Source organism: Verrucomicrobiia bacterium, from assembly GCA_036405135.1.
Classification (GTDB): domain Bacteria; phylum Verrucomicrobiota; class Verrucomicrobiia; order Limisphaerales; family JAEYXS01; genus JAEYXS01.
Genome location: DASWYF010000009.1, coordinates 99,679 through 113,777, shown reverse-complemented (window position 1 = coordinate 113,777; position 14,099 = coordinate 99,679). Strand labels below are relative to the sequence as shown.

Below are 14,099 nucleotides of genomic sequence, written 5' to 3'. Positions count from 1 at the left end.
ATGCTGCTTAGGTAGGTGATATGGGTTCGCGCTTAAAGAATAAGGTCATCGTCATCATCGGCGGCACGAGTGGTATCGGGCTGGCGGCTGCGGAGGCGATTGTGGCTGAAGGAGCGAAGGTGGTGGCGGTGGGACTGGAACGCAGGACTTCGTTGAAGGCGCAGAAGCTGCTCGGTAAATCAGCGAAGGTCATCACAGCAGATGCTTCGCGGCCGGATACGGCGGTGAAGGCGATCAAGACTGCGCTGAAAACTTTCGGAGGATTTCACGGGCTCTATCACGTGGCGGGTGGCAGTGGGCGGAAGATGGGCGATGGGCCTTTGCACGAATGCACGGATACGGGCTGGTCTTTCACGATGGGGATCAATCTGGATTCGGTGTTCTACTCGAATCGCGCGGCAGTGCAGCAGTTCTTGGAGCAAGGTTCGGGTGGAGCGGTGGTGAATCTGGCGTCTGTGCTGGCGTGGTCGCCTTCGCCGAAATTTTTCAGCACGCATGCGTATGCGACGGCGAAGGCGGGGATTGTGGGTTTAACGAAAGCTTCCGCTGCATATTACGCGACGCAGAATATCCGCTTCAACGTGTTGGCGCCAGGACTCGTCGCCACGCCGATGTCCGAGCGCGCGCAGACGAATGAGGCGATCATGAAGTTCATCGCCACGAAACAGCCGCTGGATGGCGGGCGCATCGGGCGGCCGGAGGATTTGAGTGGGGCGGCGGTGTTCCTACTTTCGGATGAGGCGAAGTTCATCACGGGACAGACGTTGGCGGTGGATGGCGGGTGGGAGATTTCTGAGGGACAAGTTTGAAGGAGGAGTCTATAGTCGCGAGACTTTGATTGATGATGAAAAGTGAACCTTACGCGTTAGGAATAGATCTGGGCGGATCGAGTGTGAAGGCCGTGGTGGTGACGGTCAGCGGGCAAGTATTGGTCAAACGCCAGGAGGACTTCGATGCCAGCGAGAGCATGGATTGGGCGAAACGTATCTCGGCGATGGTGCGCGGATTCACGGCGGAGCAGGGGAAGGATCCGATCGCGATCGGGCTTTCGGCACCGGGCTTGGCGGCAGCGGATGGAAAATCCATCGTGAACATGCCGGGGCGTTTGAGTGGCTTGGTGGGACTCGATTGGACGAAGCATTTGCAGATGGAGAAGACTGTGCCAGTGCTGAATGATGGTCATGCGGCGTTGCTCGGCGAAGTGTGGATGGGCGCGGGCAAGGGGTGCCAAAATGTCATCATGCTGACGCTGGGCACTGGTGTGGGTGGCGCGGCGATCGTGGATGGGCAGTTGCTGCGCGGGCGCTTAGGGCGTGCGGGACATCTGGGACACATGAGCTTGGACCCCGATGGTGTGGCGGATATTTGTGGAACACCGGGAAGTCTCGAAGTGGCGATAGGGAATTGCACCATCAGTGAACGCTCTGGCGGACGCTTTGCTTCCACACATGATTTGATTGCGGCTTACAAAACGGGTGATGCGAAGGCGAAAGAGGTTTGGCTCAAGTCCGTGAAAGCACTCGCAGCAGGTGTGTGCTCCTTCATCAATATCTTGGACCCGGAAGTGGTCATCATCGGTGGCGGTATCGCTCGTGCGGGCGATGTGTTGTTCAAGCCGCTCGAAGAATTTCTCGCACCGATGGAATGGCAGCCGACGGGCTCTCGCGCGAAGATCGTGCCCGCGCAAGTAGGTGAGTATGCCGGGGCTTTGGGAGCGGCATATCACGCGCTGTGCTTCAATAATAAGCCGCAGAAGCAGGGCAAGTGGCGTATCGACCTTGTGCCGTATGTGCACAAGGCAGGTTAAGCTATTGTGCGAAACGAAATCCTGATCTTGGAGGACAACGAGGAACGCAGGACTGGCTTCACTGCTGTTCTTAAAGAACTTGCTCCAGATTGCCGGATTCTTTTTTGGAACAACGCCCGTGTCATGATTGATGAGTTTCCTCCTCATCTGGCAAACGCCCGGCTGATATCACTGGATCACGATCTCAACGAAGTCGCGTTGGCCGAGGATGCCCGTGATGGGTTGCTGGTCGCGGAATTTCTCGCTACGCAGAAGCCGTCCAGCCCTGTGATAGTGCATTCCTCCAATTACGAACGCTCGTTATCCATGGTGAATGAGTTGACCTATGGCGGATGGACAGTAGAACGCATCGGTCCAGTCTGTGCCGACTGGATCACGACGCTATGGCAACCCGTGGTGGCGAAACTGCTTTCCGCCAAGTAAACCTTAAGGCAGCTCCTTGAGCCGGATACGGCGATACTCCATGATGCCGCGATCGCCTTCGAGGCCGATCGGGCCGGTCGCTGGAACCTTCATTGCTGCATTCAGCACCTCGCCGTTGCACGTGCAATGCGCGACGCCATTCGTCACCGTCACGATCACTTCGTTCCAATCCTGCGCTTTGTAGTTCTTGAGATCTTTGTAAGGACCGGCGATCGGATAATCACGGCATTGCAGTTGCGGCTGGCGGATGAAGATACCGCTGTCTGCATTCACGCCCGCGCGGAATTCCAGCTTCAGCACGAAGTCTTTCGGGAATTGCTCTGTCGTCCAGATCTGCTGAATCTTCCGATACTCCGGAGGATAATTCACGATGAGCACGCCATCCTTCGCAGAGTAACGTCCATCGATGCTCACGGCCTTACCGTCGAAATTATTCGTTTTATAACCCCAGCCCGTGAGGTCTTTGCCGTTGAATAGGCTCTTGAAACCTTCTTCCGTTTTGAACGTATCCGCAGGCGATTCCAGCAGTCCCAGCACGGAAAGCGTCGGGCGCAAGGCACTCGCCCACTTCGCATAACCTTCCTTGTTCGGGTGCAGCAGGTCCGGGAATTCTTCCTTCTTCGCATCACCTTCCGCATTCGCGAAAAGCGGCCACGTCTCCACCAAGGTCACTTGTGGATTGCCCTTGATGGCGGCGAGGTAGAGGTCGTTGATCTTCTTGATTTTGTCGGCTGGACGTTTCTTCGTGTCTGAGCTGGGGAATACTTGGTTCAAGATGATGGGCATCTTGGGATTGTGCTTTTGAAATTCGGCGAGCAGCAGCTTGAGATTCGCCGTGATCGTTTCCGGGTCCGCTTGTTCCTCCAGATCATTTGTGCCGATGAGCAGCACGATGGCGCGTGGCTTGAGTGAAAGGACGTCTTCTTCCAAGCGGATCAGCACACCGCGCGTCGTGTCACCACTGATACCGCGATTGGCCACCTTCATGCCGCTGAAGCTATTGCCCAGATTGTCACCCCAGCCCTGCGTGATGGAGTCCCCGAGGAACACCACCGCATTCTGATCCTGCTCAACTCGTTGGGCCCAGCTTGTGCGCTTCTGCAGCCACAATTTCTTGAACCAATCATAACGGCGGATCGGTCCGGCGCCGGGCAAGCCATCATCCTTCTCTGGGATTTGATAGTGCGAGGGGTCTTTGGCCGCAGATTGGGCGGTCAGAGTGAAAGACGATCCAGCCAAGGCGACAGCAAGCGTAAGCAGACGCAGGGTTTTCATGTGTGTTGCCGAGATGGTTTGCTGATTTACCTGCGAGAGGCAATAGCGATGTGATGAATCGCGGTTGAGTTCTGCGATTGCGTTGCATAGCTTTGCCCCATGCTCCGTCCACGCAAGAAATACACCGTTTACGATCTGCAACAGCTCAAGGGCAAATGCGTCCTGACACATATCCATGTGAAGTCACCTGAGGAAGCAACGGCGGCTGAGCAGGCAGGCGTGGATCTCATGAGCTGCAGCTTTGATTCGCCGGAATCGCAAGCGCGTTTGCCGAAGCTCGTGGCAGCCGCGCCAAACAGCTTTCTTTCTTGCGCCACGCCTCATGGGATGGCGACGCAAGAGGAGGCGATCCGCATCGGTTTTCGCGCATTGGAGATGGGGGCCAGCTCGGTCTATTGCTCGGCCAGCCCGTTCATCATTGAGGGCATGGCACGTGAGGGCATTCCGGTCGTGGGCCATCTCGGCATGGTGCCGCGCCATGTCACGTGGACGAACTACCGCGCCATCGGCAAGACCGTGGATGAGGCGAAGGAACTGTATCGCCGTATGAAGGAACTGGAGAGCGCGGGCGCTTATGCCGCTGAGTTGGAATTGGTACCGCACAATCTCGCAAGCTGGCTCTCCAAGCAGACCAAGCTCCTCCTCATGTCACTTGGCTCGGGTGATGGTTGCGATACGCAATTCCTTTTCAGCGATGATATCCTTGGTGACTACGATGAACGTCTGCCGCGTCATGCCAAGGCGTACCGCAATTTCCTCGCGGAGAACCGCCGCTTGCAGCAGGAACGCATCGCGGCTTTCCAGGAATACATCGCGGATGTGAAGGAGGGCCGTTTCCCAGCGAGAAGCAACCTGGTGGAGATGGATGCGAAATTGCTAGATGAGTTGGTACAATCCGTCGAAAAGATGTGATTTTTAGGCCGTTTACTTGCCTCTTGCCAAAGGGGAAGTGTCGTTCCACGATACATAGCGTCCCTATTATTTATGAAGACGCGTATTCTCTTTGCTGCACTTTCACTCATCACTTCAGCCGCTTTTGCTGCCGATCTGCCACCAGTTCCCAATCAATCTCTCGCCAAGAAGAAGGAGCTGCTTTTCTCGGATAACATGGAGAGCAATCCTCCGGCGAAGCCGTGGCATAAGGTCGTGGACACGTTTAAGTTCGAGAACGGTGTGCTGAAAGGTACGCAGACGCGTGATAAGACGATCCCGGCATCCGAAGGCAAAAAGGAGATCACCGCGCATGCCGCAGTCTATGGTCTGGAAATCCCGACGAAGGACAGCGTGATCGAGGTGCGTATCAATCTGGCTGGAGCCGGTTTGGTGGATGTGGAGTTCGATGACCGCAAATATACCGAAGCGCACTACGGCCACCTGTGCCGCGCCATCGTCCGCACGAATGGCGTGACCATCATGGATGAGCGTGAAGGCAGCCAGAATCTGGCCATCAAGAAGCTCAAAGAAGATCCGACGAAGAAAGATGAAGTCGCCAAGCTCATGAAGGGCAAGCAGGTGACCTATCCTGCGAAGATCGAGCAGAACAAATGGTACACGATGACCGTCGAGACAGTGGGTGACGAGATGCGCGTGCTGATCGATGGCAAACCGATGGCTTACTTGAAGTCACCGGGCATCGGTCATGCCACGAAGTCCAAGATCGAATTGGGCGTGGGCGGCAAGGACGGCTTGTTCGATGACATCAAGGTGTGGAATGCCGAACCAGCGAAGTGATTCATCCTGCGAATAGTTTTCAGATCAACCCAAGGCCGATGAGGCCTTGGGTTTTTCTTCATTCTTACTCCTGCACTTTCTTCACGAAGCACGCTTTTAATCCCACGGTGATGCCGTCCACTTTGCAGGAGATTTCATGGTCGCCATCTACCAGACGGATGGCTTTAGATTTTGAGCCGCCTTTGAGCACCTGATTGCCGCCACCGAGCTTCAGGTCTTTGATGAGGATGACTTGGTCGCCGTCAGCCAAGATATTGCCGTGGGCATCCTTTACTACGCGAGGACCGCTCGGAGCTTCGGCCTGCGCTTCCCGTTCCCATTCATGACCACAGGTCACGCATTCGTATTTGTCTGCGTGTTCCAAAACATCATCCATCGTACACATCGGGCAAGCGGGTTTGCTCATAAAGGTGCCACAGTAGACGGGGTGTGAGGTGCGGCACAATGTGCATTTTGTCCAAAGGCAGATGAAAATTGACAATGGTGTGGGCGCAAAGCACATCGTCATGAATATCTGCAAGTGACGATGACGAAACGTGCGAGTGAGTAATTACTGCTGTATAACTTTTGTCTAGCTATTCGTGGGGTGTTCGTATGTCATAATATTTTTTAGCAAGGAACTTGTTTAATCTTGATTGGTAATAAAGGGGCAGCAGAATCAATGGTATCACAGGGAGGGCGTAGAGGTATTTTGTACACTTTCGGAGACGTTATGACGTATCGCCAAGTACACTTTTCGGGAAATCTTCGAGTCGAAGAAACAGAGGCTGTTTGTTTTTCAATCCTCAACCTGACAGCATCATGAGCATCATCCGCATACTGCATCTGGAAGACAGTCCGATCGACGCCAAGTTGATCCAGCGCAAGCTGCAAACGAACGGATTGAACTGCGACATCACCCATGTGAACACTCGCCAAGGATTTGAGTCCGCCTTGGAGAGGGAAAATTTTCAGGTTGTCCTTTGTGACTACAATATTCCTGATTATGACGGGATATCTGCACTGAAGCTCGTCCGGAAAAAGCATCCGATCATCCCTGTCTTGCTGATCTCCGGTTCCATCGGTGAAGAAGATGCGGTGAAATGTCTGCAGCATGGAGCTACGGATTATTTGTTGAAGGGCAGCCTTGACCGTTTGCCGGCAGCGGTGAACCGCGCGTTATCCGAAGCAGACGGTATGCTCAAGCGGCACTTGGCCGAAGAGCGGATGCATGAACAGGCCGCCTTGCTGGATAAGGCGCAGGACGCGATCTACGTGCGCGATCTGGATCAACGCATCGTCTATTGGAACAAAGGGGCGGAGCGCATCTACGGCTGGACGGCAGAAGAGGCCATCGGCAAACGTGCGGATGAACTTTTTTCCACGGACAACTCACGTCGGCGGGAAGAAGCGTATCGGTTGCTTCTGGAAAAAGGTGAGTGGATGGGCGAGTTGAGCCAGTCCACGCGGGATGGCAAGGAGATCATTGTGGAGAGCCGTCGCAATCTGTTATATGATCAGCATGGCCGGCCCAAGTCCGTCCTCATCATCAATACCGACATCACAGAGAAAGTGCGTGCTGTGCAGGCGATGACGGAGAGTGAAGAACGATTTAGACAGCTTGCGGAGCAGAGCGGGGAAGTCTTCTGGTTTGTCAGCCTGAATCCTCAGGTTCTTACTTATATCAGTCCGGCATCGGAAAAAGTGCTGGGATTCAAACCAGACCACATTTATCAGAACCCAGATATCTGGATGGAATCCATCCATGTGGAGGACCAGCCTCAAGTCCGGCAGGCGTGGAAAGATTGCATTTTAGGGACAACGCCACGATTCGATTCCGAGTATCGCATCATCAAACCGGATCGCTCCACCAGCCTTGTGCTGGCTAGCGGAACTCCAATCCGGAACTCTAGCGGTGCGATCATCCGCATCGGCGGGACAGCAAAAGACATCACTGAAAAAAAACGCGCGGAAGGACAGATGCTGCGTACCCAAAGATTGGAAAGCATCGGCACTTTGGCGGGAGGCGTGGCGCATGATCTGAACAACGCGCTGGCTCCTATTCTCATGAGCGTGGAGCTGATGAAGATGGAGTATCCGGGCTCATCCGACATGATCGACATGGTGGAGGTGAGCGCAAAGCGCGGTGCCGAGATGGTGCGTCAGCTTCTGACGTTTGCGAAGGGAGTGGAAGGCGCACGCCTGTTGATCCAGCCACTACATCTGCTAAAGGAGATGGAAAAGATTGTCAAAGGAACGTTCCCGAAAAACATCCGCACGCAGGCATTGTTTCCAAAGGATCTCAAAACCATTCTGGGGGACTCTACGCAGCTCCATCAGGTGCTGCTCAATCTGTGCGTGAATGCCCGGGATGCGATGCCGAATGGCGGCACGCTGACGCTGGAAGCGGAGAATGTGGAGCTGGATGTAGCCTACGCTGCATCAGTGCCAGAAGCTAAACCCGGCAGTTATGTGGTGTGGCGAGTAACTGATACCGGCACGGGCATTCCGCCGGAGATCATCGAGCGGATATTCGAGCCGTTCTTCAGCACGAAGGGACCGGACAAGGGGACGGGCTTGGGGCTTTCCACGGTGATCGGCATCGTGAAGAGTCATGGAGGTTTCGTCCGGGTTTACTCAGTGCCATCTGAGGGAACAACATTCACTGTCTATCTGCCTGCGCATGGTGAAGAATCAGTCGCAACGAACGGGGATAGAACGATTGATGGATTCCGTGGTAATGGCGAAACGATCCTGGTGGCTGATGATGAACCCAGCGTGAGACAGGCGGCGCGTGCGGTGCTGACATCGCTGAATTTCAATGTGCTTACCGCGTCGGATGGCACGGAGGCACTTATCCAGGTGGCGGAAAAGCGCAATGAGCTTCGTGCCGTGCTTACTGATCTGCACATGCCGCACATGGATGGTCTTTCCTTTGTGCGCGCTCTCAAACGCATGCTGCCGGATGTGGGCATCATCGTAGCGAGCGGACGGCTGGACGAGCGAGAGGCCAAGGAATTCAAGGCGCTGGGAGTCAGTTCGATTCTCGAGAAGCCTTTCACGCAGGACAAACTGGTGAATGCATTGAAGGTTGTGTTCAAGAAGTGAGGAGTTTTCAGAGTTGAAGACTGCGAGCGGCGAGCCTTAGGGTTGGCCCATGTTCACTCATTTGCGGTTCACGGGGCAGATGTTTCTAGCGCTTGTCTTATGCGTTCTGACAGCAAGGGCGGAGAACCGCGTCGTTGCCTATGTGCCGAACTGGGTGGATCTGAACACGTTCTCCGAGTCGATCGAATACGGGAAGATTACGCATATCAATATCGCGTTTGAGAATCCCAAAGATGCGGAGGGGAATCTTTCAGCCAGCAAGCGGAACGAGGTGCTGATCAAGAAAGCGAAGGAGAACAAGGTCAAGGTGCTGATCTCCATCGGTGGTGGTGCGGCCTCGGGGAACAAGGCGTTGCTGGCCCGTTATTTCGATCTTATCTCGGACAGTAAACGGGCGATGTTCACGAAGAAGCTGGCCGAGTATGTGGAGACACATGGCTATGATGGCTTGGATGTGGATATCGAGGGGCCTTCCATCAATCAGGATTACGGTGCGTTCATCGAGGATCTGGCGAAGGAGTTGAAGCCGAAGGGCAAGCTGCTGACCTCTGCGCTCTCCAAAGGATACGGCGGCAATAAGGTGAAGGACGAGACGCTGAAGCATTTCGATTTCGTGAACATCATGGCGTATGACGGAGCAGGAACGTGGAATCCCAATGCGCCTGGCCAGCATTCCTCGATGGAATTCGCGAAGAACAATGTGAAGTTCTGGCTGGATAAGGGATTGCCGAAATCGAAGGCGGTGCTGGGCGTGCCGTTCTACGGCTATGGCTTCGGTGAAGCATTCAGCAAATCTTCCTACGCTTATAACGACATTCTGAAGAAGTATCCGGGCGCAGAAAAGGTGGATCAGATCGGCAGCACGATTTGGTATAACGGCATCCCGACGATCAAGGCGAAGACGCAGTACGTGGTGGATGAGGGCTTGGGTGGCATCATGATTTGGTCGCTGGATAATGATGTGAAAGGGGAGAACTCACTGCTCTCGGCCATCGATGAAACGCTGAAGGGGAAGAAAACGGTGAAGCAGGATGTGAAGCCTTAGGCGTTTATATGATTTCGCTGCGTTATCTTTTAACGGGTATTGGTTTGCTCGCCGGTTCGTTGTCTTTATCAGCTGAACCGAAAGTGGTGTTCGAGCATGATGCATCTGGAGCGGGCTTCACGTTCAAGAGGGTGCCACTGCCCGCAAACAATGATGCGGCGACAGAGGCGAAGTTTGTCATCGTGGATGGCGAGCGGGATCGCAACGGTGGTGAACTGGCGGTCTTACATGATGGCAAGGTGCCAACGGGTGAAGATCAGCCGGGTGCGAACTTCTTTTTTCGAGCGGGAATAGATGGCGGCAGAATCTCTGTTGATTTGGGCCGAAGTGTTTCCGTCAAACAGATTAATTCCTACTCATGGCATGCGGGGACGCGTGGTCCGCAGGTTTATAAGGTTTATGGTGCCAGTGGCGAGGGGCAGGGATTTGAAGCGGCTCCTAGAAAGGGAGTATCACCGGAATCGTGTGGTTGGAAATTGATTGCGAGCGTGGATACGCGGCCCAAGGACGGTGATGGTGGAGGGCAATACGCGGTGGCGATCAGTGACAGCAAGGGCGAGGTGTTAGGTGATCATCGCCATCTGCTGTTTGAGATTTCCCGCACGGAAGATCGTGATGCTTTCGGGAACACGTTTTTCAGCGAGATCGATGTCATCGATGCGAAGGGGCCAGCTCCGACGAGTTCGGTGGTGCCAGTGGGGCCAAAGATCGTGAAGGAGTTCACTGCCGCGGAAGGGAAGTATCAATTCCTGCTGGATGTGACGGCAGCGCCTGATCTGGCTGAGTGGGCGGAGAAGGAGCTGAAGCCGGTAGTCATCGAATGGTATCCGAAGCTGGTGACGATGCTCCCAAGTGAAGGATTTACTGCGCCAGCCAAGGTGACGTTGAAGTTCCGCAATGATATCGGCGGCTTGCCAGCTTCGGCGGGTGGCGGCCAGATCAATCTGAACAGCACGTGGTTCCGGAAAGAATTGAAGCGTGAGGCACTGGGCTCTGTGGTGCATGAGATGGTGCATATCATCCAGAGCTACGGTCGTGTGCGTGGTGGGAATCGGGTGCCGGGATGGATCGTGGAGGGGATACCAGATTACATCCGCTGGTTCTTGTATGAACCGCAGACGAAGGGAGCTGAGGTCACGGCGCGTAATATCGATTCCGTGAAGTATGATGCCAGCTATCGCATCACGGGGAATTTCCTGAACTGGGTGACGGCGAACTACGGCAAAGATGTTGTTCTCAAATTGAATGCAGCAGCAAGGCGTGGTGAGTATACCGAACAGACTTGGCAAACGCTGACGGGAAAATCAGTGCAAGAACTCGGTGAGGAGTGGAAGAAAGCCAATGCTGCCCGTCTGGAAAAGGCGGGCAAGACTGAAGCTCAGTAGAGTTGAGCTTAGCGCCGTCCAGCACGGGTGATCTTCACCTCCGGGCGATACATGATGCGGACGAGGAGGTCGCCGCGATTGCCACGGGGTTTTGGCATACCTTCACCGGAGATGCGGATGGTCTCACCGCGAGCGATGCCAGCGGGGATGGGCACGCGCACCATGGTGCCATTAGCGCCTGCCAAGATTTCCGAGCCTCCTTGAGCAGCTCGCTTAGCTGTTATCTTCAGGTCGCAACGAAGATCGGAGCCGCGCACTTTGAAGCGGAAGCCAGGCTGGGCTTTAGCGCGGACGATGACGAAACCGCCGCCATCGCGTGGCACTTTGAAGCGTGAGCCAGGAGCGGTTTCAGGCGGGACAATGAGTTCGTAGGACTCTGGGCCTTCTGGGTTGCCTGGATCGTTCACCTTCACATCTAGGGTAGTGCCCCGCAGGAATTCCTCGATCTTCAGATGTACATCCTGATTGATGTTGCGATCGGCCTTGCCTGAACGGTTGGGGCTCTTGGATTTCTCCGCCTTGCGCGATTCGCGGTCTTGATCGTAAGCACTGCGTTTCTCGGGGTCGCTTAGCGTTTCGTAGGCGGCGTTGATAGCCTGGGTGCGCTCCATGGCATCGGCAGAGCCTTGGTTCACATCTGGGTGAAAACGCTTGGCGAGGATGCGGTAGGCGGCGCGGATCTGGTCTTCCGTGCATTTGCGGTCGAGACCGAGGATGGCGTAGTGATCTGGTTCAGTATTGCGCAAGACCAGAGGGTAGCCCGGAAAGGGCGAAACGGAAATAGTGAACATCGAAAACAGGGTGAATTCTCTGCGTGACGGAAGGGACTTGGCTTTGTATCTGTAGCACTCACGCATGAGTATTTATCTGACGAAAATTTCCCGCCGCGCCGCCTGTTTGCTTCTTTTGGCCGGAATGGCCCTGCCACTGGCAGCCGCTGACAAGTCCAAAGGTTTTTCTATCGAGAAGACCGATGGATTGGTGACCATCAAGCATGATGGCAAGCTGTTCACGAAATACGTTTTCAAAGGTGATTCCAACAAGCCCTACTTCTGGCCGGTGATGGGGCCGACGGGGCAGCCTATGACCCGCGCGTATCCGATGGATGATATCAAGACCGAGCAGCAGGATCATCCTCATCATCGCGGCATCTGGTTCGGGCATGAGGGTGTGAGTGGCGCTGACACATGGCATGAGCCGAAGAGTGTGGAAGGCACCAAGAGCGAATCCATGAAGGCGCGCGGCCTGCGGATGGGCAGCACGAAGCATCGCGAGTTCAAGGAGACGGGCGTTTACCCTGACAAGGCGATCATCGTGAGCGTGAATGATTACTTCGATGTGAAGGGTAAGAAACTGATGGAAGATGAACGCCGCTATACCTTCCGGGTGGAGAAGGGCAATCACATCATCGATTGTGACATCGAGTTCAAGGCGTCTGCTGGCGATGTGACGTTGGAAGATGCGAAGGATGCGGGTTTCAGTGTGCGTGTTCCCACAGTGATGTCCGTGGACAAGAAGATGGGGGGCAAGATCCTTACGAGCGAGGGCAAGGTGGACAAGGATGCGTGGGGCACACGTGCTACTTGGTGTTCTTACTATGGGCCGCTGGAAGGTGAGATGGTGGGCATCACGATGCTGAATCATCCGTCCAGTTTCCGTCATCCGACACCGTGGCATGTGCGCACGTATGGTTTGCTGACGGCGAATCCGTTCGGCACGAAGAATCTCGATAAGGATGCGCCGGATGGGACGATCACTTTGAAGTCGGGTGAGAAGCTGGTGCTGCGGCATCGGATTATCCTGCACAAGGGTGAGCCGAAGGCGGCGGGTATCGAGGCGGCTTATGCGGAGTATGCGAAGGAGAAGAAATAACCTCCAAGATTTCTAAACTTATGAAAGATGCATTGGTGCGAATCGGTGGGACGATGCTGGCGCTCATTTTGACGTTCTCAGTGCTGGCAGAAGAAAAAGCGAAAACGGAGAAAGCCAAGAGTCCGGAAGTCAAGACTGCTCCGAAGAAGGCAACGCCTGATCCGGCGATGGTGCCGATCGAGGATGTGGCGGGTTTGCCGCGCGTGCTGTTGATCGGGGATTCCATCTCCATCGGTTACACGGTGCCGGTGCGGAAGGCGCTGGAAGGAAAGGCGAATGTGCATCGTATTCCGGCCAATGGCGGTCCTACGAAGACTGGTACGGCGAAGATCGATGCGTGGTTGGGCAAGGGGAAATGGGACGTGATCCATTTCAACTTCGGCCTGCATGATGCGAAGTACATGACGGAGACGACGCGCCAGGTGGAGCCGGAGGAGTATGAGAAGAATCTGCGCGAACTGGTGAAGAAGATGAAGGCGACGGGTGCCAAGGTCATCTGGGCAACGACTACGCCGGTGCCGAAAGGTGATTTGAATCCACCGCGCAAGTTTGAGGACATCCCGGTTTACAACAAGGTAGCCGAGAAAGTGATGAAGGAGGAAGGCGTGCAGATCAATGATCTGAATGCATTCATCACGCCGACGCTGGCGACGCATCAGAGGCCGAAGGATGTTCATTTCAATGCGGAAGGTTCTCAAACATTGGGCAAGCAGGTGGCGAGTGTGATTGAGGCGCAGTTGCCGAAGAAGTAGGACGAGTTTTTGGAAGGGTTATTGCGACGCTGCCAGCAAAGATTGAAAAGGCCGACGAAAGACCGGCACCCCTCGCCCCGGCCCTCTCCCCTCCGAGGAGCGAGGGTGGTGGAGCGTTATTTTGCTTCCCTGTGCTGCTGGTGTTTCGGTGCAGTGTCCAGATGCAACCAAGGCAAAGCTGTGGCATATTGTTGAGATCATGAGTGCGACAGTTAAACCTATCCCGGATGGTTTTCATTCCATCACGCCATACATCGTGGTGCGTGGTGGTGCGGAAGCGATCGAGTTTTACAAGAAGGCTTTCGGTGCGAAGGAGCGGTATCGGTTGCCAGCGCCGGATGGCAAAGGAGTGGGGCACGCGGAGATCGTGATTGGCAATTCCATCATCATGCTTGCAGATGAATTTCCGCAATATGGAAAGCTCTCGCCGCTTTCAGCAGGTGGCACTTCGGTGACGATCTGCCTGTATGTGGAGGATTCGGATGCGGTGTATAAACAGGCGGTGGTGGCGGGTGCGAAAGAGGTTCAGCCGATGACGGACAAGTTTTATGGCGATCGCTCGGGGTGTCTCAAAGATCCGTTCGGTCATGACTGGATGGTGATGACGCACAAGGAAGATGTGTCGGAAGAGGAGATAAAGAAGCGGCTGGAGAAGGTGTATGCGGATATGAAGGCGGGGAAGAAGACGTGTGAGAGTTGAGGTGGCACTAATTGTTGCCAGA

General features: G+C 54.9%; 14 protein-coding genes. 11 read left to right on the top strand and 3 right to left on the bottom strand.

The window, feature by feature from the left end; all coding sequences use genetic code 11:
• Positions 1-20: 20 nt before the first annotated feature.
• From VGH19_03820 to VGH19_03810, 3 genes are read left to right on the top strand one after another with little or no spacing between them, the layout of a single operon-like run.
• Positions 21-809: an SDR family oxidoreductase gene (locus tag VGH19_03820; protein ID HEY1170477.1), complete on the top strand. Its 789-nt coding sequence runs from the start codon at positions 21-23 to the stop codon at positions 807-809.
• 32 nt (positions 810-841) lie between these two features.
• Positions 842-1,807: an ROK family protein gene (locus tag VGH19_03815; GenBank protein ID HEY1170476.1), complete on the top strand. Its 966-nt coding sequence runs from the start codon at positions 842-844 to the stop codon at positions 1,805-1,807.
• 6 nt (positions 1,808-1,813) lie between these two features.
• Complete coding sequence (locus tag VGH19_03810) at positions 1,814-2,230, top strand: cyclic-phosphate processing receiver domain-containing protein (GenBank protein ID HEY1170475.1); 417 nt, start codon at positions 1,814-1,816, stop codon at positions 2,228-2,230.
• Positions 2,231-2,233: 3 nt separating this feature from the next.
• Here the strand turns inward: VGH19_03810 and VGH19_03805 are convergent, their stop codons facing one another.
• Positions 2,234-3,505, bottom strand: coding sequence for a GDSL-type esterase/lipase family protein (locus tag VGH19_03805; GenBank protein ID HEY1170474.1), 1,272 nt, complete (start codon positions 3,503-3,505; stop codon positions 2,234-2,236).
• Between the two features lie 99 nt (positions 3,506-3,604).
• Here VGH19_03805 and VGH19_03800 point away from each other — a divergent pair, with 99 nt between their 5' ends.
• Both VGH19_03800 and VGH19_03795 read left to right on the top strand, forming a co-directional pair.
• Positions 3,605-4,417 carry a 3-methyl-2-oxobutanoate hydroxymethyltransferase gene (locus VGH19_03800; GenBank protein HEY1170473.1) on the top strand — a complete coding sequence of 271 codons (813 nt, stop codon included), beginning with the start codon at positions 3,605-3,607 and terminating at the stop codon, positions 4,415-4,417.
• A 72-nt stretch (positions 4,418-4,489) separates the two neighbouring features.
• Positions 4,490-5,236 carry a hypothetical protein gene (locus VGH19_03795; GenBank protein HEY1170472.1) on the top strand — a complete coding sequence of 249 codons (747 nt, stop codon included), beginning with the start codon at positions 4,490-4,492 and terminating at the stop codon, positions 5,234-5,236.
• A gap of 64 nt (positions 5,237-5,300) precedes the next feature.
• Here VGH19_03795 and VGH19_03790 read toward each other — a convergent pair whose 3' ends face one another.
• Entirely contained in the window at positions 5,301-5,642 is a 342-nt protein-coding gene (locus tag VGH19_03790) for a zinc ribbon domain-containing protein YjdM (protein HEY1170471.1), read from the bottom strand.
• Positions 5,643-6,037: 395 nt separating this feature from the next.
• On the opposite strand from VGH19_03790, the gene VGH19_03785 reads away from it, so the two are divergent.
• The 3 genes from VGH19_03785 to VGH19_03775 are packed head-to-tail and all read left to right on the top strand — an operon-like array spanning position 6,038 to position 10,753.
• Positions 6,038-8,323, top strand: coding sequence for a response regulator (locus VGH19_03785; GenBank protein HEY1170470.1), 2,286 nt, complete (start codon positions 6,038-6,040; stop codon positions 8,321-8,323).
• Positions 8,324-8,372: 49 nt separating this feature from the next.
• Positions 8,373-9,368 carry a glycosyl hydrolase family 18 protein gene (locus VGH19_03780; GenBank protein ID HEY1170469.1) on the top strand — a complete coding sequence of 332 codons (996 nt, stop codon included), beginning with the start codon at positions 8,373-8,375 and terminating at the stop codon, positions 9,366-9,368.
• Between the two features lie 8 nt (positions 9,369-9,376).
• Entirely contained in the window at positions 9,377-10,753 is a 1,377-nt protein-coding gene (locus VGH19_03775) for a basic secretory protein-like protein (protein HEY1170468.1), read from the top strand.
• Between the two features lie 8 nt (positions 10,754-10,761).
• Here the strand turns inward: VGH19_03775 and VGH19_03770 are convergent, their stop codons facing one another.
• On the bottom strand, positions 10,762-11,499 hold the full coding sequence (locus VGH19_03770) for a DnaJ domain-containing protein (GenBank protein ID HEY1170467.1): 738 nt from the start codon (positions 11,497-11,499) through the stop codon (positions 10,762-10,764).
• A gap of 109 nt (positions 11,500-11,608) precedes the next feature.
• On the opposite strand from VGH19_03770, the gene VGH19_03765 reads away from it, so the two are divergent.
• From VGH19_03765 to VGH19_03755, 3 genes are all read left to right on the top strand, one after another.
• On the top strand, positions 11,609-12,625 hold the full coding sequence (locus tag VGH19_03765) for a PmoA family protein (protein HEY1170466.1): 1,017 nt from the start codon (positions 11,609-11,611) through the stop codon (positions 12,623-12,625).
• A gap of 20 nt (positions 12,626-12,645) precedes the next feature.
• A complete protein-coding gene (locus tag VGH19_03760; protein HEY1170465.1) occupies positions 12,646-13,377 on the top strand; it encodes an SGNH/GDSL hydrolase family protein in 732 nt (243 codons plus the stop codon).
• A 199-nt stretch (positions 13,378-13,576) separates the two neighbouring features.
• Positions 13,577-14,077, top strand: coding sequence for a VOC family protein (locus tag VGH19_03755; protein ID HEY1170464.1), 501 nt, complete (start codon positions 13,577-13,579; stop codon positions 14,075-14,077).
• The last annotated feature ends 22 nt before the right edge of the window (positions 14,078-14,099 follow it).

Coding starts and splice junctions, on each gene's coding strand:
- VGH19_03820 (HEY1170477.1), top strand. CDS start 21: ATGGGTTCGCGCTTAAAGAATAAGGTCATCGTCATCATCGGCGGCACG.
- VGH19_03815 (HEY1170476.1), top strand. CDS start 842: ATGATGAAAAGTGAACCTTACGCGTTAGGAATAGATCTGGGCGGATCG.
- VGH19_03805 (HEY1170474.1), bottom strand. CDS start 3,505: ATGAAAACCCTGCGTCTGCTTACGCTTGCTGTCGCCTTGGCTGGATCG.
- VGH19_03800 (HEY1170473.1), top strand. CDS start 3,605: ATGCTCCGTCCACGCAAGAAATACACCGTTTACGATCTGCAACAGCTC.
- VGH19_03795 (HEY1170472.1), top strand. CDS start 4,490: ATGAAGACGCGTATTCTCTTTGCTGCACTTTCACTCATCACTTCAGCC.
- VGH19_03790 (HEY1170471.1), bottom strand. CDS start 5,642: ATGAGCAAACCCGCTTGCCCGATGTGTACGATGGATGATGTTTTGGAA.
- VGH19_03785 (HEY1170470.1), top strand. CDS start 6,038: ATGAGCATCATCCGCATACTGCATCTGGAAGACAGTCCGATCGACGCC.
- VGH19_03780 (HEY1170469.1), top strand. CDS start 8,373: ATGTTCACTCATTTGCGGTTCACGGGGCAGATGTTTCTAGCGCTTGTC.
- VGH19_03775 (HEY1170468.1), top strand. CDS start 9,377: ATGATTTCGCTGCGTTATCTTTTAACGGGTATTGGTTTGCTCGCCGGT.
- VGH19_03765 (HEY1170466.1), top strand. CDS start 11,609: ATGAGTATTTATCTGACGAAAATTTCCCGCCGCGCCGCCTGTTTGCTT.
- VGH19_03760 (HEY1170465.1), top strand. CDS start 12,646: ATGAAAGATGCATTGGTGCGAATCGGTGGGACGATGCTGGCGCTCATT.
- VGH19_03755 (HEY1170464.1), top strand. CDS start 13,577: ATGAGTGCGACAGTTAAACCTATCCCGGATGGTTTTCATTCCATCACG.